General features: G+C 71.0%; 12 protein-coding genes and 5 pseudogenes. 6 read left to right on the top strand and 11 right to left on the bottom strand.

Translation table 11 applies throughout. From position 1 onward, the window contains the following. Positions 1–358: 358 nt before the first annotated feature. The 7 genes and pseudogenes from hisF to hisD all read right to left on the bottom strand — a co-directional run bounded on the left by hisF (position 359) and on the right by hisD (position 5,829). Positions 359–1,131, bottom strand: a pseudogene (hisF, locus tag BJF83_RS06635) (imidazole glycerol phosphate synthase subunit HisF). Continuing rightward, positions 1,128–1,880 (bottom strand): bifunctional 1-(5-phosphoribosyl)-5-((5-phosphoribosylamino)methylideneamino)imidazole-4-carboxamide isomerase/phosphoribosylanthranilate isomerase PriA, encoded by a 753-nt coding sequence (gene priA / locus BJF83_RS06630; RefSeq protein ID WP_075925599.1) that lies wholly within the window; start codon positions 1,878–1,880, stop codon positions 1,128–1,130. Before priA ends, hisF begins: the two are co-directional and overlap by 4 nt. A 47-nt stretch (positions 1,881–1,927) precedes the next feature. Beyond that, complete coding sequence (gene hisH / locus BJF83_RS06625) at positions 1,928–2,584, bottom strand: imidazole glycerol phosphate synthase subunit HisH (protein ID WP_075925598.1); 657 nt, start codon at positions 2,582–2,584, stop codon at positions 1,928–1,930. A gap of 16 nt (positions 2,585–2,600) precedes the next feature. Beyond that, positions 2,601–2,762 carry a hypothetical protein gene (locus BJF83_RS27820; protein WP_187347106.1) on the bottom strand — a complete coding sequence of 54 codons (162 nt, stop codon included), beginning with the start codon at positions 2,760–2,762 and terminating at the stop codon, positions 2,601–2,603. Beyond that, positions 2,763–3,355 (bottom strand): annotated as a pseudogene (gene hisB, locus BJF83_RS06620) (imidazoleglycerol-phosphate dehydratase HisB). Between the two features lie 95 nt (positions 3,356–3,450). Further along, a complete protein-coding gene (locus tag BJF83_RS06615; RefSeq protein WP_075925597.1) occupies positions 3,451–4,560 on the bottom strand; it encodes a histidinol-phosphate transaminase in 1,110 nt (369 codons plus the stop codon). Between the two features lie 40 nt (positions 4,561–4,600). Beyond that, positions 4,601–5,829: pseudogene (hisD, locus tag BJF83_RS06610) on the bottom strand (histidinol dehydrogenase). A gap of 322 nt (positions 5,830–6,151) precedes the next feature. On the opposite strand from hisD, the gene BJF83_RS06605 reads away from it, so the two are divergent. The 4 genes and pseudogenes from BJF83_RS06605 (at position 6,152) to BJF83_RS06590 (ending at position 10,299) form a co-directional block, all read left to right on the top strand. Continuing rightward, positions 6,152–6,712: a ferritin gene (locus BJF83_RS06605; protein ID WP_075925596.1), complete on the top strand. Its 561-nt coding sequence runs from the start codon at positions 6,152–6,154 to the stop codon at positions 6,710–6,712. 163 nt (positions 6,713–6,875) lie between these two features. After that, a complete protein-coding gene (locus tag BJF83_RS06600) occupies positions 6,876–7,652 on the top strand; it encodes an LON peptidase substrate-binding domain-containing protein (protein WP_075925595.1) in 777 nt (258 codons plus the stop codon). A 163-nt stretch (positions 7,653–7,815) separates the two neighbouring features. Next, a pseudogene (gene ybaK, locus BJF83_RS06595) lies at positions 7,816–8,300 on the top strand (Cys-tRNA(Pro) deacylase). A gap of 130 nt (positions 8,301–8,430) precedes the next feature. Further along, a complete protein-coding gene (locus tag BJF83_RS06590; protein WP_075925594.1) occupies positions 8,431–10,299 on the top strand; it encodes a long-chain fatty acid--CoA ligase in 1,869 nt (622 codons plus the stop codon). An 11-nt stretch (positions 10,300–10,310) separates the two neighbouring features. Here the strand turns inward: BJF83_RS06590 and BJF83_RS06585 are convergent, their stop codons facing one another. Further along, complete coding sequence (locus tag BJF83_RS06585; RefSeq protein ID WP_187347105.1) at positions 10,311–11,126, bottom strand: hypothetical protein; 816 nt, start codon at positions 11,124–11,126, stop codon at positions 10,311–10,313. Between the two features lie 78 nt (positions 11,127–11,204). Here BJF83_RS06585 and BJF83_RS06580 point away from each other — a divergent pair, with 78 nt between their 5' ends. Next, entirely contained in the window at positions 11,205–11,738 is a 534-nt protein-coding gene (locus BJF83_RS06580; RefSeq protein ID WP_075925593.1) for a DinB family protein, read from the top strand. A gap of 107 nt (positions 11,739–11,845) precedes the next feature. Here BJF83_RS06580 and BJF83_RS06575 read toward each other — a convergent pair whose 3' ends face one another. Next, positions 11,846–12,382, bottom strand: a complete 537-nt coding sequence (locus BJF83_RS06575; protein WP_075925592.1) for an ABATE domain-containing protein — start codon at positions 12,380–12,382, stop codon at positions 11,846–11,848. 109 nt (positions 12,383–12,491) lie between these two features. Here BJF83_RS06575 and BJF83_RS06570 point away from each other — a divergent pair, with 109 nt between their 5' ends. After that, positions 12,492–12,779 (top strand): hypothetical protein, encoded by a 288-nt coding sequence (locus tag BJF83_RS06570; protein ID WP_075925591.1) that lies wholly within the window; start codon positions 12,492–12,494, stop codon positions 12,777–12,779. A 48-nt stretch (positions 12,780–12,827) separates the two neighbouring features. Here the strand turns inward: BJF83_RS06570 and BJF83_RS06565 are convergent. Continuing rightward, positions 12,828–13,663: pseudogene (locus BJF83_RS06565) on the bottom strand (PadR family transcriptional regulator). Positions 13,664–13,862: 199 nt separating this feature from the next. Beyond that, positions 13,863–17,426, bottom strand: a complete 3,564-nt coding sequence (gene dnaE, locus BJF83_RS06560; RefSeq protein ID WP_075925590.1) for a DNA polymerase III subunit alpha — start codon at positions 17,424–17,426, stop codon at positions 13,863–13,865. Positions 17,427–17,609: the final 183 nt, after the last annotated feature.

Raw genomic sequence — 17,609 nt, 5'->3', positions numbered from 1 at the left:
TTGGCGACGGCGATGTCGACGTCGGCGTCATCGGGTCCGTACTCGGGCCAGGGGCCCGGGCCGTGGGCGGGGACGGGTAGGGGGGTCGCGGGCAGGTCCCTGGCCGCGGCCGACGACGGGGCGACGAGAGTGACCAGGCGAAGGCCAACGCCAGGAACCCGGCCGTGATCGGGGCGGTCAGACGGATATGTGTGCGCATGGGGGTGCTCCCTCCCGTGTGGACGGTCTACTGTCACTCCGTGGGACGGGCACCGGGCGCGAATCGTTCACCTCCGCGTCCCGCGAACGCGAGGCAGCCGCGTCCCACCGACGGGTGGGACGCGGCTCCCTCCGCGCTTCCGCGGCTGGGCGGCCGGGGTCAGCGCACGGGGTACCCGGCCTCGCGCAGGCTCGCCTTGACGTCGCGATGGTGAACTCGCCGAAGTGGAAGACGGTCGCGGCCAGGACCGCGTCCGCCCCCGCGGCGACCGCCGGGGCGAAGTGCTCGACGGCCCCGGCTCCCCCGGAGGCGATGAGCGGAACGTCCACGCGCGCCCGCACGCCGCGGATGAGCTCCAGGTCGAAGCCCTCCTTGGTGCCGTCGGCGTCCATGGAGTTGAGCAGGATCTCCCCCGCGCCGAGGCCGGCGGCGCGCTCGCACCACTCCAGGGCGTCGACGCCGGTGCCCCTTCGTCCGCCGTGGGTGGTCACCTCGAAGCCGCTCGGCGTGGGCCGGTCGCCGTCGCGGACGCGGCGCACGTCGGCGGACAGCACCAGGACCTGGCGGCCGAAGCGCTCGGCGATCTCCCCGATGAGCTCGGGGCGGGCGATGGCGGCCGTGTTGACGCCGACCTTGTCCGCGCCCGCGCGCAGCAGGCGGTCGACGTCCTCGGCCGTGCGCACGCCGCCGCCGACGGTCAGCGGGATGAACACCTGGTCTGCGGTGCGGCGCACCACGTCGTAGGTGGTCTCCCGGTCGCCGCTGGACGCGGTGACGTCGAGGAACGTGAGCTCGTCGGCGCCGCCGGCGTCGTAGGCGCCCGCGAGTTCGACCGGATCGCCCGCGTCGCGCAGGTTCTCGAAGTTGACGCCCTTGACGACCCGCCCGGCGTCCACGTCCAGGCAGGGGATGACTCGGACCGCGAGGCTCACGACCGCTCCCCCCGCACCGCGGCCAGGGCGTCCTCCAGGGTGAAGGCGCCCTCGTACAGGGCCGTGCCCATGATGGCGCCCTCCACACCCTCGGGGACGAGCGAGGCGATGGCGGTGAGGTCGTCGAGACTGGACACGCCGCCGCTGGCCACGACGGGCTTGCCGGTGCGCGCGCACACCGAGCGCAGCAGGTCGAGATTGGGACCCTTGAGCGTGCCGTCCTTGTTGACGTCGGTGACCACGTAGCGGGCGCAGCCCTGCGACTCCAAACGTTCCAGGGTGGTGAACAGGTCACCGCCCTCGCGGGTCCAGCCGCGGGCGGCCAGGGTCGTGCCGCGCACGTCCAGGCCGATGGCGATGCGGTCCCCGTGCTCGGCGATGATCTTGGCGCACCACTCGGGGTTCTCCAGGGCCGCGGTGCCGATGTTGACGCGGGCGCAGCCGGTGGCCAGGGCGGCGGCGAGCGACTCGTCGTCGCGGATGCCGCCGGACATCTCCACCTTCACGTCCAGCCGGCCGACGATCTCGCGCAGCAGGTCCCGGTTGTGGCCGCGGCCGAAGGCGGCGTCGAGGTCCACCAGGTGGATCCACTCGGCTCCGGCCTCCTGCCATCGCGCGGCGGCGGTGAGCGGGTCTCCGTAGCGTCCGCCGGAGCCCGCCTCGCCCTGGACGAGCTGGACGGCCTGCCCGCCCGACACGTCCACGGCGGGCAGCAGTTCGAGTGCGGTGGACGGCGCGGTGTCAGTCATGGAACCTTCCCGTGGTCGGTACTGAGGAGTGAGTGGGGTGCCTGGGGTCACCCGAGCGTGCCCACCCAGTTGGCCAGCACGCGGGCGCCCGCGTCGCCGGACTTCTCCGGGTGGAACTGGGTGGCGCACAGGGGTCCGTTCTCGACCGCGGCCACGAACGGCTCGCCGTGCTCGGACCAGGTCACCCCCGGAGCGGGGATGCGCTCGTTGGTGGGCGTGAACTCCCAGGTGCGCACGGCGTAGGAGTGCACGAAGTAGAAGCGGTCCCCGGCGCCGATCCCGGCGAGGAGACGGGTGTCCCCGGGCGGACGGACGGTGTTCCAGCCCATGTGCGGGACGACCGGCGCGCGCAGGCGCTCGACGGTGCCGGGCCACTCGCCGCAGCCCTCGGTGGCGACGTCCTCGGCGCGGACGTCGGACTGTTCGACGCCGCGCTCGAAGAGGACCTGCATGCCCACGCAGATGCCCAGGACGGGGCGGCCCCCGGCCACGCGCTTGCCGATGATCCGGTCGCCGCCCGCCGCGCGCAGACTGGACATGCAGGCGCTGAACGCGCCCACGCCGGGGACGACGAGCCCGTCCGCGTCGAGGGCGGCGTGCGGGTCAGAGGTGACGGTCACGTCCGCGCCGGTGCGCTCCATGGCGCGCTGCGCCGAACGCAGGTTGCCCGATCCGTAGTCGAAGACGACCACTCGTGACGGCATGAAGCCTGCCTTTCCGCTAGAAGTAGCCCAGCCGGAGCACGCCGGCGGCCACGGCCAGGGCCGCGCACACGCCGAGGCCGACGGCGAGGGCCCGGTTGGCCTTCCACAGGGAGTACGCGCCCCCGACGAGGAATCCGCCCAGGACGAGGAGGAGCACTCCCCACAGGGTGGTGTCCATCTACAGGGCGCCCTTGGTGGACGGGACGCCGGTGACGCGCGGATCGTTCTCCGTCGCGGCGCGCAGGGCCCGGGCCAGGGCCTTGAACTGGCACTCGACGATGTGGTGGGCGTTGCGTCCGTAGGGCACGCGCACGTGCAGGGCCACGCGCGCCTGGGCGACGAACGACTCCAGGATGTGGCGGGTCATGGTGGTGTCGTAGTCGCGGCCGATGGTCGGCGCCATGCCCTCGGGCTCGCTGTGCACGAGGTAGGGGCGGCCCGACACGTCGACGGTCACCTCGGCCAGGGCCTCGTCCAGGGGCACCTTGCGTCGGCGAAGCGGCGGATGCCGCGCTTGTCGCCGAGCGCCTCGCGGAAGGCGGCGCCCAGGGCGAGCGCGGTGTCCTCCATGGTGTGGTGGGTGTCGATGTGCAGGTCGCCCTCGGTGCGCACGGTGAGGTCGAACAGGCCGTGCTTGGCGAGCTGGTCCAGCATGTGGTCGAAGAACCCGACGCCGGTGGAGACGTCGGCGACGCCGGTGCCGTCGAGGTCGATCTCGACCAGGACCTTGGTTTCCTTGGTGGTGCGTTCGACGCGTCCGGTGCGGCTCATGGTGACTCTCTCGGTGGTGGTTGGAGCGTGGGTCCCGCGGTGTGCCGCGGCCGGAGGCCGTCCGTCGAGGGTGGTGGCCCACCCACGCCGGGCGGCTACGGCGACGGTGGGCGGCGGGTGGCCCGCGGGCCCGCGGCCCGGAGCAGGGCTCGGCGGAAGGCGGCCATCTCGTCGGGGGTGCCCACGGTGACGCGCAGCCACCCGGGCGGGCCGACCTCGCGGATGAGGACCTGCTGGTCGAGCATGGCGTGCCACACCGCGGTGCGGTCCTCGAACTCCCCGAACATGACGAAGTTGGCGTCGGAGTCGGCGACGGAGAATCCCCGTTCGCGCAGCCAGCCGACGAGGCGGTCGCGTTCGGCGCGCAGGTCGGCGACGGCGGCGAGGAGTTCGTCGGCGTGGTCGAGCGCGGTGGCGGCCACCGCCTGGGTGACGGCGGACAGGTGGTAGGGGAGGCGGACCAGTTGGAGGGCGTCGACCACGGCCGGGTGGGCGGCGAGGTAGCCGAGGCGGGCGCCGGCCAGGGCGAAGGCCTTGGACATGGTGCGCGAGACGATGAGCCGGGGGTGCTCCGGCAGCAGGGTCAGGGCGCTGGGCGTGCCCTGGCGACGGAACTCGGCGTAGGCCTCGTCGACGACGACCACGCCCGGGGCGGCCTCGGCGACGCGCCGGATCTCGTCGATGTCGAGCGCGGTGCCGGTGGGATTGTTGGGCGAGGTGAGGAAGACGATGCTGGGCCGGTGCTCGGCGATCGCGGCCAGGGCTGCGTCGGCGTCGATCCGGAACCGGTCGTCGCGGGGCACGGACACCCACCCGGTGTTGGTGCCCCGCGAGATGACCGGGTGCATGGCGTAGGAGGGTTCGAAGCCCATCGCCGTGCGCCCGGGGCCGCCGAAGGCCTGGAGGACCTGCTGGAGGATCTCGTTGGACCCGTTGGCCGCCCACACCTGGCGGGCGTCCAGCCCGTGCCCGAGGTAGTCGGCGAGCCGCTCGCGCAGGTACACGGCGTCGCGGTCGGGGTAGCGGTTGAGGCCCTGTGCGGTGTCGGCGACCGCCTCGGCCAGGGCCTTGGCCAGCCGCGGCGAGGGCGGGTACGGGTTCTCGTTGGTGTTGAGCGCCACGTCCACGGGCAGCTGCGGCGCGCCGTAGGGCGACTGGCCGCGCAGGTCCTCGCGGAGGGGCAGGTCGTTCAGTGTGAAGCTCACGGTTGCACGCTCTTGGTGTGTCGGGTCGTCCGTCGGGTCCTCAGGCCGTGCCGTCGCCGGTGCGGGCGGTGATCGCCTCTCCGTGCGCCGGCAGGTCCTCGGCGTTGGCCAGGGTGACGACGTGGTGGGCGACCTCGGCCAGCGCGTCGCGGTCGTAGGAGACCACGTGCACGCCGCGCAGGAAGGTCTGGACGCTCAGACCGCCGCTGTGGCAGGCGCACCCACCCGTGGGCAGGACGTGGTTGGACCCGGCGGCGTAGTCGCCGAGGGACACCGGCGAGTGGTCGCCGACGAAGATCGCTCCGGCGTTGCGCACACGGGCGGCGACGCCGGCGGCGTCGGCGGTCATGATCTCCAGGTGCTCGGCGGCGTAGGCGTCCACGACGCGAGCCCGTGTTCGACGTCGTCGACCAGGACGATGCCGGACTGGGGACCCCCGAGGGCCTCGCGGACGCGGTCCGCGTGCTTGGTGGCGGGGACGCGCTCGGCCAGGCGGTCGGTGACCGCGTCGGCCAGGGCCTCGTCCGGGGTGACCAGGACGGAGGCGGCGACGACGTCGTGTTCGGCCTGGCTGATGAGGTCGGCCGCCACGTAGTCGGGGTTGGCCGTGGCGTCGGCCAGGACGGCGATCTCGGTGGGCCCGGCCTCGGCGTCGATGCCGATGACTCCCTTGAGCAGGCGCTTGGCCGCGGCCACCCAGATGTTGCCGGGACCGGTGACCATGTCGGCGCGCGCGCACTCGCCCGCTCCGTAGGCGAACATGGCCACGGCCTGTGCGCCGCCGACCGCGTAGACCTCGTCGACGCCGAGCAGGGCGCAGGCGGCGAGGATGGTCGGGTGGGGCAGCCCGCCGAACTCGCGCTGGGGCGGCGAGGTGACGGCCAGGGACGCCACGCCCGCCTCCTGGGCGGGGACGACGTTCATGATGACGCTGGACGGGTACACGGCGCGACCGCCGGGCACGTAGAGGCCGACGCGGTCGACGGGGATCCACCTCTCCGTGACGGTGCCGCCGGGCACGACCCGGGTGGTGTGGTCGGTGCGGCGCTGGTCGCGGTGGACCTTGCGGACGCGGCGGACGGACTCCTCCAGCGCGGCCCGCACGGCGGGGTCGAGGTCGGTCAGGGCGGCGTCGATCGCCTGGCGGGGGACCCGGATGTCGGTGAGGCGCACGCCGTCGAAGCGTTCGGTGAGTTCGATCAGCGCCTCGGTCCCGCGATGGCGCACGTCCTCACACAGGGGGCGGACGCGCTCGGCCGCGTCCGCCACGTCCAGTTCCGCGCGCGGGAGCGCGAGGCGGGGGTCGCCTTGGGTGCCTCGGAGGTCGATTCGACTGATCACGGCCCCAGTCTAGGGTGCTTCCCCCCGTGACCGCGGGCGCCGTGTCCGAATGTTGGACAGCACACGTGCGCGGCCGGTGGGTCGCGGTGTCCGGGGCCATCGCCGACCAGCCCCGCAAAAAAGACCCGAAGAAGTGTCGCCTAACTTTGGAACACCTAACCTCAGTCATGTTCTGAAAGGCTTGCCTAAGAAATTAAAGAGCGTTTTGCCGCGTGTCGCTAAATGCATTTGAATGAGTTATCGTGATGGCATGACTTCGAGCAAGAGCGGCGACAGCGGCCTTTCCAAGTTCCACCGTCTCCTGGTTGACCAGGTACGACACGAGTTCACCGCGTCGCACCAGTACGTAGCCATCGCGGCGTGGTTTGACGCACACGACCTTCCGCAGTTGGCGCGAGTCTTCTATGATCAGTCGCTGGAGGAGCGCGACCACGCACAGATGATCGTGCGATACCTCATCGACAGCGACGTGGACTTCGTCTTTCCCGGCGTGGACGCGATCGAGACTGATTTCGCCACCGCCCGCGACCTGGCGGCGCTCGCCCTGCGCCAGGAGCGCGAGGTGACCGACCAGATCCACCGTCTGGCCAAGGTCGCTCGTGACGAGGACGACTACGCGGGTGAGCAGTTCCTCCAGTGGTTCGTCCAGGAGCAGACGGAGGAGGTCGCCACGATGTCGACCCTGCTCAACGTCATCGACCGCGCCGACGGCAACCTCTTCGACGTGGAGACCTTCGTGGCGCGCGACATGCCCAGCGAGGACCACGGCAGCCAGGACGCGCCCGAGACGGCGGGTCCCTCGGTGTCCTGACCTCGGGCCGGTCCGGTTCGTCCTGGCCCGGGTACGGGCGTCCGGCCCCGGGGGGAGGCCGGGCGCCCTCCCGGGCCGCGCCGTGCGCGCGGCCCGGTCGGCGTGCGGTCCGCGTGACGGGTGCGCCACGCCACGGTCACGGCGCGCCGGGCATACTGGAACCATGCCCGTGGCACTGCCGATCTTTCCGCTCAACACCGTGCTGTTCCCCGGTATGAGCGTCCCCCTGCACGTGTTCGAGCGGCGCTACCGCCGCCTGGTCTCCGAACTCCTGGGGCCGAGCCTGGCCGGGGGCGAGGGAGGGACGCACCGGGGCGGTCCGCACCGCTTCGGCGTGGTGTGGATCGAACTGGGCCACGAGGTGGCCAGCGAGTCCGGCCAGGGTTCGGGCGGCGCCGACACGGGGGTCCCCACCACCGGCGGCTCGGACGTGGCCCTGCCGAGGGTGAGCGCGACGGGCTGCACGGCCGTGGTCCGGGACGTGCGCACCTACCGGGACGGGCGCTACGACCTGGTCGTCGAGGGCGGAGCGCGGTTCACCGTCACCGACCTGTCCGAGGTCGATCCGTCCTCCGCGGACGAGTACTCGACCGCGTCCGTGGCGTTCCTGCCCGAGGCCGTGGGTCCGGACGCCGACGAGCACGCCGAGCGGGTCCGCGACCTGTACGACACCTACTGCGAGCGCCTGGCCGCCATCGGCATGGCGCCGGAGACCCATCCCGAACTGCCCAAGGACCCGATCGCGCTGTCGTACACCGTGGCCGCGTCGATGGTGCTGGACCAGGCGGAGAAGCAGCGCCTGCTGGAGGCGGAGGACGCCGCCACGCGCCTGGCGGTGGCCGCGCGCTTCCTGCGCCGGGAGAACCGGATCGTGGACGCTCCCACCCTGCCCAACCTGCCCGCCGGTCCCTTCCTCAACAACGGCGTCTGCTTCAACTAGGACGTGTGGCGGGATGCCGCCCGTCTGGCTGCGGGGTATGCCTCCGCGGGAGACGCCCTAGCCTACTGGTGCGGGTCGGTGCGGGTCGGTGCGGTCGCCGTGCGCCGGACGTGACCGGTGCCCGCGACCGTCAGTGTTCGCCAGAGTCGAGGAGGATCCGGGCATGAGTGGACGGGGCACACCCGCGACCGTGGCCGCCGGGCGGGCCAGGACCCCCTACACCCTGCACCCCTACTCGGTGGACGGCGACCGCGACGGGCGCTCCTACGGCGCGACGCCGCGGAGGCGCTCGGGGTCCCCCGTGAACGGGTCTTCAAGACGCTGGTCGCCGAGGTGGACGGGCGGTTCGCGGTCGGGGTGGTGCCGGTGAGCCTGTCGCTGGACCTGAAGGCGCTGGCAGCGGCGGTGGGCGGGAAGCGGGCCAGGATGGCCGACCCGGACCGGGCGGAGCGGGTCACCGGGTACGTGCGCGGCGGCATCAGCCCGTTGGGCCAGCGCAAGCGGCTGCGCACGGTGGTCGACGCCTCGGCGACGCAGTTGCCGTCGGTCTACGTGTCGGCCGGGCGGCGAGGCCTTCAGATGGAGCTGGCGCCCGCTGATCTGATCCGGCTGACCGAGGCGGTCACCGCGCCGATCGGCGCCCCCTGACCCCCTCCCCCGAAGCCACGGAGTGACGGCGGGCACGAGCGCGCATCCCCTGCGCCACAGGGCTGGTGGACTCGCGCACAGTCGGCCACGGACCGTTGCCGGAGCCTCTACCCAGCGGTAGCGTTGTGACATGGACAACAGTGCGTCCCCCTTCCCCTCGATCGCCGCCATGTTCACCTCCCGCGTCGCCGAATCCGGGGACGCCGTGGCCTTCAGCCACCCCGTCCCCGACCCCTCCGGGGAAGGCGAGGTCTGGGCGACCCTCAGCTGGGCCCAGACGCTCGACCGCGTCCGCCGCGTCGCCCTGGGCCTGCACTCGCTGGGGGTGACCTCCCAGGCCCGCTGCGCGATCGCGTCGAGCACCAGGATCGAGTGGATCCTGGCCGACCTCGGCGTGCTGTGCGCGGGCGGGGCGACCACGACGATCTACCCCTCGTGCACCGCTCCCGACTGCGCCTACATCGTCTCCGACTCCGGCACCATGATCGCCTTCGCCGAGGACGACGAACAGGTGGCCAAGCTCCGGCGGCAGCGTGCCCAGATGCCTGGCCTGTCCCGGGTGGTGGCCTTCGAGGGCGAGGCCGGGGGCGACGACGACTGGGTGATCCCGCTCGCCGAACTGGAGGAGCGCGGCGCGCGCTTGGCCGCCGAGCGCCCGGGACTGTTCGACGAACTGGTGGCGAGTGTGCGACCCGAGCACCTGGCCACCTTGATCTACACCTCGGGGACCACGGGCAGACCCAAGGGGGTCCGGCTCGACCACGCCAACTGGGTGTACGAGGCCGAGGCCCTGCACGCCCTGGACCAGGAGCTGCGCGAGCGGGGCCACGCCCTGATCACCGGTGACGACGTGCAGTACCTGTGGCTGCCGCTGGCGCATGTGTTCGGCAAGGTGATCCAGGTCAGCCAACTGCGCATCGGGTTCCGGACCGCGGTGGACGGGCGGATGGACCGGATCCTGGACAACCTGGCCGTGGTCCGGCCGACGTTCATGGCCGCCGCGCCGCGCATCTTCGAGAAGGTGTTCAACCGCGTGGTCATGCAGGCCAAGGAGGGCGGTGCGGCCAGGTACCGGATCTTCCGGTGGGCGGTCGGCGTGGGTGACCGCGTCGCGCGCGGGCGCGAGGAGGGCCGCGAGCCCGCGGGTGTGCTGGCGGTCCAGTACCGGATCGCCGACCGACTGGTGTTCTCGAAGCTGCGTGCGCGGTTCGGCGGTCGACTCAGGTTCTTCGTCTCGGGCAGCGCTCCCCTGGCCCCGGAGATCGGCCGTTTCTTCTACGGCGCCGGGATCACCATTCTTGAGGGGTACGGCCTCACCGAGAGCAGTGGGGCGACGTTCGTCAACCGGCCCGGGCAGGTGCGGTTCGGGACCGTGGGGCTGCCGGTGCCCGGCACCGAGGTGAGGATCGCCGAGGACGGCGAGGTGATGCTGCGCGGAGGCGGAGTGATGCGCGGATACCACAACCTGTCCGGAGCGACCCAGGCGGTGCTGACCGAGGACGGTTGGTTCGCCACCGGTGACATCGGCGTCCTGGAGGACGGGCGCCTGCGGATCACCGACCGCAAGAAGGAACTGATCAAGACCTCGGGCGGCAAGTACGTGGCGCCGCAGGGCATCGAGGGCCGGTTCAAGGCGCTGTGCCCCTACGCGAGCAACCTGGTCGTGCACGGGGACCGGCGGCCGTACTGCGTGGCGCTCGTGGCACTGGACCCCGAGGCGATCGGGTCGTGGGCCGCCGACAACGGGCGCGGCGGGCTCGACTACGCGGCGCTGACCAGGGAAGCGGCGGTGCGGGAGCTGGTACAGGAGGCCATCGACGCGCTCAACCGGGATCTGCCCCGGCACGAGACCGTGAAGCGGTTCACGATCCTGCCGAGCGACCTGTCCGTGGAGGAGGGCGAGATCACGCCGAGTCTGAAGATGCGGCGGCGGGCGATCGAGGAGAAGTACCGGGACCTGCTGGACGCAATGTACGAGGGCACCGTGCAGAGCCTGTGAGGAGTGCGTCCTCAGGTGGCGGGGCGCTCACCGGGCTCGACGGCGGGTGCGCCGCCATTGCCGGGTGTTTCGGCCGTGGCGGGTACATGGCCGGTCACGGCTGAGTCGGCGGTGGCGAGCGGCTCGGTGGTGACGGGCGTGTCATGGGCGGCGGGTGCGTGGCCGGTCACGGGCACTCCGCCGCTGACGCCGTCCGCCGAGGGCGGTGCCGTGAACGTGGACTCCGAGCCGTCAGTGACGCGGACGCCCGCGACCTCCGCCTCGGAGCGAAGAGCGGGTGCCGGCTGGGGGACGCCCGGCAGGTCGCCCCGCGCCATGCTGATCGCGTCCAGAAGCCCGTACTGGAGGACGAACAGGAAGGGCCAGGCCGCCAGGAACGCGGTCGCGCGCAGTTGCAGGCCGACGGTGACGGACTCGCCGTGTGCGGCCCCGGCCGCGGCCCCGTGCAAGGGCGCGTCCAGGGCCGTACCGATCTGCCAGGTCAGGACGGTCGCGACCGCCGCGCCCAGGAAACCGCCGACCAGGCACACCAGGCGCAGGTCCTGGATCCGGAGTCGGGAGAGGCAGAACTGGACCATGTAGGCGCCGTAGCCGGTCACCATCCCGGCGGCGGCGGTGATGAGCGCGAACCAGCCCTCCCCCGCGAACACCTCCTGAGCCGTGCCGGTGAAGACCTGGCCGTCGCCCAGCGAGGTGCCCACCGCGCGGTCCGGGGCCGCCAGCCACCACACCGGGCCCAGGACCGCTCCGACCAGGGCTACGGCGACCAGGACGCACGCGCCCACGAGCAACTGCCGCCCCAGCCGCGACCCCCTGTGATCGGTCATGATCCCCCTTCGCGCGGACCCTTCGGACGCCCCGGGAATTGACTGGCCGTGGGGCGCGGCCCGAAGGAGAATACCCGCATGAGAGACATCACCGGCCACGTCGGCACGACCCCCCTGCCCGCACGGGTGGACCCGCCCCTGGCCGCAGACGAACGCACGATGCTCACGACCTGGCTGGACTGGCACCGCGCGACCGTGCGCCGCAAGTGCGCGGGGTTGGCTCCGCACCTGGCGGGCGCAGCGCCGCTGCCGCGCTCACCGCTGATGACGGTGGGCGGCGTCGTGTCGCACCTGCGCTGGGTGGAGGCCTACTGGTTCGAGAGCGTCATGATCAACCAACCCGACAACGGCCCCTCTTCGGAGGAGGATCCCGACGCGGAGTTCCGGGTCGGCGCCGAACGGCCGTTGGGCGAACTCCTGGACGAGTACGACGCCCAGTGCGCCCGGTCCCGGGAGATCACGGCCCGGCTGGAGCTGGGCACGACCGCGCGCAACGCCCGGACGCGGGCGACGCTGCGGTGGGTTCTGGTGCACATGATCGAGGAGACCGCCCGGCACAACGGGCATCTGGACGTGCTGCGCGAACTCGCCGACGGCGCCACCGGCGAGTAGGGCGCGCGCGGCCGTACGCACGGGGTGTCGGGGAGAAGAGCCCCCGGCCCCGTGCGTCGCCGCGGCCCGGCCGCGCCCGGCTCGCCCTGTCGGTCCGGACCCCGCCCTCACGCGCGCCGCCGGGTGGCGCGCGCCCGGTTCCCGCAGACCACCGAGCACCAGGCCTGGTCCCTGCGTGTTCGCAGGAAGTACATGCCGCAGCTGGGCGCGTCGCACCGGCGGATCCGGCCCCGGCCCTCACCCGCCAGCAGCACGAGTGCCTCGCGCGCCAGTGCGGGACCTGCTCCGGGGGCCGTCTCCTCGCGGCGGAGGTCGCCGTCGGCGTCGAGTCGCAGGGCCACGGGGGCCTTCGCGGCGAGGCCGTTGAGCTCCTCCCTGACCGGGTCCGGAAGCGGTTCGCCGTTCGCCTGGGCGTCCACGGCCGCGCGCAGCGGCTCCCGGAGCGCGCGCAACGCACCGAGTGGTTCCCGCGCCAACGCCCGGTCCCCCGCACGTTCGCGCCAGATCGCGGTGAGCCCGGGATCGGCGAGGAAGTCGACGTCGCCGCGCCCGGGTCCAGCCCCGACGACGACGGTGTTGGTCAGGTCGAACACGGGGTGTTCCCGGCCGATCCACGGCATCTCGTAGAACTCGCGCACCGTCATCCCTTCAAGCTACCGGACTTTTCCTCCTGAATCCGTGATACTCTCACGTCACGGATTTAGCAATCCAAATCCGTGACGCACTGGTTGCTCGGAATGAGGATGGTTCGCCATGACACTTGAGTTCGTTCGCTTCGAGACCAACGACGCCGAAGCGCTGACCGCGGGCCGTGACCAGCTCGTCGACCGCCTGAAGGAACGTTACGGCGACGAGTTCGCCGGCTCCCGTCTGGTGCGGTTCGACGACGGCAGCTTCGGCGACCTCGTCCTGTGGGGATCCCGCCAAACCGCGGAACGCGCCGCGAAGGAGATGCCCTCGGACGAAGCGGCGGCCGCGTTCTTCGGCCAGATCACCGAGGTCCGCGAAATGAGCCACGCCGAGGTGCTGCACAGCTCGTGAACGTCCGACGCGCCCGCGGACGGAGGCTCCGTCCGCGCGCGTCCCCCGTCAGAGTCCGGCGTCGGACCCGCCGTCGTCGTCGCCCGAGGCTTCGGCGTCGTCCTCGGCCAGGATCCGGTACAGACCCCGCTTGCTCTCGTTCAGGAGCCGCTTGGCCCGCTCGACCTGGTCGTCGGTGCCCGCCTGGGCGACCTGGGCTGCGGCGGCGCTGAGCTGGCAGGCGAGCGCGCCGACCTCCTCCAAGCGCGACCGGGTGTCGGCGTAGGCGTCGGCGCCCGCCTCCCAGGGCGGGGTGAGGTCGCGCCGCGCTCCTCCAGGTGCGCGACGCCCTCCTCAGTGAGCCGGTAGGGGCGGCGACGCCCCTCTCCCCCGATCTGGCCGACCAGGCCCTCGTCCTCCAACTGCTGGAGCATGGGATACACGGACCCCGGGCTCGGCCGCCACATGCCCGCGCTGCGTTCGCGCCCCTCGCGGATGATCTCGTATCCGCTGCGCGGTTCCTCGGCGAGCAGCAGCAGGATGCCGGTGCGCACGTCACCGCGACGGGCACGGCTTCGGCCCCGGCGGTGTCCGCCGGGGCCGAAGCCGTGACCCCCTCCGTGCGAACCGAAGCCCCCGAACGGTCCGCCGGACCCGGGCGGGAACGGGGCGCCTCCCCAGGGGCCGACGGGCGGGATGATGGGCGGGCCGGGCGGCCGGTGGCCGAACGCGGCGCGGTGGTGACCGTGCGGCCCCTCGTCCTCGTGTTCGGCGTGGTGGTCGTGCCGTTCGTGGTGGTCGTGGTGGCCGCGCGGGGTGTCGGTGGGCCGCCAGGACCAGGGGCCGCGGAACCGGCGTCCGCGTCCCTCCCAGGACCAGGGGCCGGGCAGTGCCATGGCACTCATGGGGGACTCCTTCGTCGTCGGGGCGACATGAAGCGACTGTCAAGTCCGTTTGTCGATAGTCAAGCTTCACTCTAATAGCTCAAAGATATATCGCTAAGATCGCCGACACAAGTGTCTCGCCTCTCTTCGCCGGGTGCGCCGACACGACGAAGGGGTCCCGTGTGCCACCGGCACCCGGAACCCCTCCGGGCCAGTCGCGTCAGTAGTCGACCGCGTACGCCCCCAGCAGGCTCTTCATCTCACCGTTGAACTCCGGCGAGATCCGTACCGAGTACCCGTCGACGGCGTAGATCCGTGACCGCACCGGGTTGTCCACGCGGATCCGGACCGGGGTCTGCCCCCTGTGGCCGCTCAGCACCTGGCGCAGCTCCGTCACGAGTTCGGGCGTGAGCCGCTTCTCGTCCACGGTCAGCAGCACCGGCGGCTCGCCGTCCGACACGTGGGAGATGTCCAGGATCGACATCTCCGAGGCGAACATCGACCAGGTGCCGTCACGGTCGTTCAGACGACCCTTCACCGTGACCGCTGTGTCCTCCAGCAGGGCCTCGACGTACAGCGGATAGGTCTTGGGGAAGAACAGGACCTCCATGCTGGCGTCCAGATCCTCCACCGTGGCGATCGCCCACTGGTTGCCCGCCTTGTTGACACGCTTGTCCACCTTGGAGATGAGGCCGGAGATACGCACCTCCCCGCGTTCGCGGGCCTGCTCACCGGCGACGATCTGGGCGATGGAGGTGTCGCGCGAGCGGGCCAGGATGCGCTCGGCGCCGGCCAGCGGGTGGCTGGACACGTACAGGCCGAGCATCTCGCGCTCGAAGGCGAGCTTGGTCTTGCGGTCCCACTCCTCGTCGCCCCACTGGATGTTGAGGCCGATCGGCGTGGAGTCGCCGCCCTCGTCGGCGCCGCCGAACAGGTCGAACTGGCCGTGCGCCTCCTGCTTCTTGGAGCTGATCATGCCGTCGACCGCGGTCTCGTGGTGGCGGTACAGCTCGCGGCGCGGCTGGCCCAGGGAGTCGAAGGCGCCCGACTTGACCAGGGACTCGATGACGCGCTTGTTGCAGGCGGCCAGTTCGATCTTGGACAGGAAGTCGGTAAAGGAGGTGTAGCGGCCCTTCTCGTTGCGGGTCTTGATGACCGAGTTGACGACGTTGGCGCCGACGTTGCGGACCGCGCCCATGCCGAAGCGGATATCGCGGCCGACCGGGGTGAAGCGCAGACCGGAGTCGTTGACGTCCGGGGGGAGGACCTTGATGCCCTGGGCGCGGCACTCGGCGAGGTAGACCGCCATCTTGTCCTTGTCATCGCTGACCGAGGTGAGCAGCGCGGCCATGTACGCGGCGGGGTAGTTGGCCTTGAGGTAGGCGGTCCAGTACGCGACGAGGGCGTATCCGGCGGCGTGCGACTTGTTGAACGCGTACCCGGCGAAGGGCAGCATGACGTCCCACAGGTCCTGGATGGCCTCCTGGGAGAAGCCGCGCTCCTTGGCGCCGGGGAAGAACTTGGCCTCCTCCGCCTCCAGGGCCTCCTTCTTCTTCTTGCCCATGGCGCGACGCATCAGGTCCGCGCCGCCCAGCGTGTATCCGGCCAGCTGCTGGGCGATGGCCATGATCTGCTCTTGGTAGACGATCAGGTGGTAGGTCTCACCGAGGATCGGATCCAGCGCGTCCTTGAGATCAGGGTGGATCGGGGTGACCTCCTGGCGCCCGTTCGACCGGTCGGCGTAGTCGTTGTGCGCGTTGGCTGCCATCGGCCCCGGCCGGTACAGGGAGATCACGGCCGTGATGTCAGCGAAGGTCTTCGGTTCCATCCGCTTGAGCAGGTTGCGCATCGCGCCGCCGTCCAGCTGGAACACGCCGAGAGTGTCGCCTCGCGAGAGCAGGTCGTAGGTCTTCTTGTCGTCCAGGGGAAGGTCGGACATGTTGATGTCCACTCCCTCGGCCCCCTTGATGCTCTTGACCGCGTCATCGATGATGGTGAGGTTGCGCAGACCCAGGAAGTCCATCTTGAGCAGCCCCATGGCCTCGCACTGAGGGTAGGGAAAGCCGGTGATGATGGCGCCGTCGGTGTCGCGCTTGTGCACGGGGATGACATCGACCAGAGGGTCCCGGGACAGGATGACGCCTGCTGCGTGGACGCCGGTGCCGCGGGTCAGACCCTCGATACCGCGGGCGGTCTCCATGACCTTGGCGACCTGCGGATCGCTGTCGATGAGGCCGCGCAGCTCGGTGGTCTCCGGGTAACGCTCGTGCTCGGTGTTGTACACGGCGTCGAGCGGAATCTCATTGCCGCCGACCGGGGCGGGGAACGCCTTGGTGATCTGGTCGCCGGTCGAGTAGGGCATGCCGAGGATACGGGTGGAGTCCTTGATCGCGGCCTTGGCCTTGATGGTGCCGAAGGTCAGGATCTGCGCGACGCGCTCCTCGCCGTACAGACGGGTGACGTACTCGATCATCTCCCCGCGCCGACGCTCGTCGAAGTCGAGGTCGATATCGGGCATGGACACGCGTTCGGGGTTGAGGAACCTCTCGAACAACAGGCCGTGCGCGACCGGGTCCAGGTCGGTGATGCCCAGAATGTAGGCGACCATCGACCCCGCTGCGGAGCCACGGCCGGGGCCCAACGCGATCCCGTTCTTGCGGGCGTACTGGCAGATGTCAGCGGTCACGAGGAAGTAGGCCGGGAAGCCCATCTCACTGATGACGCCGAGTTCGTACTCGACCCGCTGGCGGACCTCGTCGCTGGCCCCGTCCGGATAGCGTGTCGGAAGCATCCGCTCGATCTCCTTGGCCAGCCAGGAGGACTCGGTCTCCCTCTCGGGGATGGGGAAGGCGGGCATCAGGTCCCGGTGCGCGAACACGTTGTCGTAGGCGTCCGGGGCGATTCGTTCGGCGATGAGCAGGGTGTTCCTGCACCCCTGGGCCCACTCGGCGAAGTTGAGGATCCCGCGCATCTCGTCGGCGGTCTTGAGGTAGTAACCCGAGCCGTTGAACCGGAACCGGGTGGGGTCGTCCAGGTTCTTGCCCACGCCGACCGCCAGCAGGGCGTCGTGCGCGGCGGCCTGGCTCTCGTAGACGTAATGGGAGTCGTTGGTGACCAGGGGCGGAATGTTGAGTTCGCGGCCGACCTTGAGCAGGCCGTCGCGGACCTCCTTCTCGATGTCCACCCCGTGGTCCATCAGTTCCAGGAAGACGTTCTCCCTGCCGAAGATGTCCTGGAGCTGGGAGGCGTAGGCGATCGCCTCCTTCTCCTGGCCCAGGCGCAGACGGGTCTGCACACCGCCGGAGGGGCAGCCGGTGCTGACGATGATGCCCTCGCTGTACTCGGCCATGAGTTCGAGGTCCATGCGGGGCTTCATGTAGTAGCCCTCCATGGACGCCAGGGAGGACATCCTGAACAGGTTGCGCAGCCCGGTCTCGTTCTGCGCGAGCATCGTCATGTGGAGGAAACGACCACCGCCGGAGACGTCCTTGCCACCCTCACCCGCGACATCGTCCGAGCCGCTGGCCCGGCCCCAGAACACGCGCTTCTTGTGGAAGCGGGACTCCGGTGCGACGTAGGCCTCGATGCCGATGATCGGCGTGACTCCGGTGCCCTTGGACTGCTGGAAGAACTCGTAGGCTCCGAACATGTTGCCGTGGTCGGTCATGGCGACCGCTGGCATGCCCAACCGCGAGGCCTCCTTGAAGAGAGGCTTGAGTTTCGCGGCGCCGTCCAGCATCGAGTACTCGGTGTGGACGTGCAGATGGGTGAAGGAGTCAGCCATGGCTACAGGTGCCCCCAGGAGGGTCGACGGATGGGTGATGACTCCTGAGCCTACGCCCGTCCCACGACTCTCGGGGCGCCCTGTGGATAACCCACTGCTGGCGGTGTTCCAGGTTCCGAGCCGCTCACCAGTCACTCTCGCTGCTCACACGCAATCCGCGATACCCACAGCCGGGCACAGCGA

Source organism: Nocardiopsis sp. CNR-923 (assembly GCF_001942255.1).
Classification (GTDB): Bacteria; Actinomycetota; Actinomycetes; order Streptosporangiales; family Streptosporangiaceae; genus Nocardiopsis.
The sequence above is the reverse complement of the archived record's forward strand: the minus strand, read 5'-3'. Positions and strand labels throughout refer to the sequence as shown.

What these genes read in the sequence shown, in the direction of transcription:
- hisH (WP_075925598.1), bottom strand. Translation starts at nt 2,584, where the DNA reads ATGCCGTCACGAGTGGTCGTCTTCGACTACGGATCGGGCAACCTGCGT.
- BJF83_RS06585 (WP_187347105.1), bottom strand. Translation starts at nt 11,126, where the DNA reads ATGACCGATCACAGGGGGTCGCGGCTGGGGCGGCAGTTGCTCGTGGGC.
- dnaE (WP_075925590.1), bottom strand. Translation starts at nt 17,426, where the DNA reads ATGGCTGACTCCTTCACCCATCTGCACGTCCACACCGAGTACTCGATG.
- BJF83_RS06600 (WP_075925595.1), top strand. Translation starts at nt 6,876, where the DNA reads ATGCCCGTGGCACTGCCGATCTTTCCGCTCAACACCGTGCTGTTCCCC.
- BJF83_RS27820 (WP_187347106.1), bottom strand. Translation starts at nt 2,762, where the DNA reads ATGGACACCACCCTGTGGGGAGTGCTCCTCCTCGTCCTGGGCGGATTC.
- BJF83_RS06605 (WP_075925596.1), top strand. Translation starts at nt 6,152, where the DNA reads ATGACTTCGAGCAAGAGCGGCGACAGCGGCCTTTCCAAGTTCCACCGT.
- BJF83_RS06575 (WP_075925592.1), bottom strand. Translation starts at nt 12,382, where the DNA reads ATGACGGTGCGCGAGTTCTACGAGATGCCGTGGATCGGCCGGGAACAC.
- BJF83_RS06570 (WP_075925591.1), top strand. Translation starts at nt 12,492, where the DNA reads ATGACACTTGAGTTCGTTCGCTTCGAGACCAACGACGCCGAAGCGCTG.
- BJF83_RS06580 (WP_075925593.1), top strand. Translation starts at nt 11,205, where the DNA reads ATGAGAGACATCACCGGCCACGTCGGCACGACCCCCCTGCCCGCACGG.
- BJF83_RS06590 (WP_075925594.1), top strand. Translation starts at nt 8,431, where the DNA reads ATGGACAACAGTGCGTCCCCCTTCCCCTCGATCGCCGCCATGTTCACC.
- priA (WP_075925599.1), bottom strand. Translation starts at nt 1,880, where the DNA reads ATGACTGACACCGCGCCGTCCACCGCACTCGAACTGCTGCCCGCCGTG.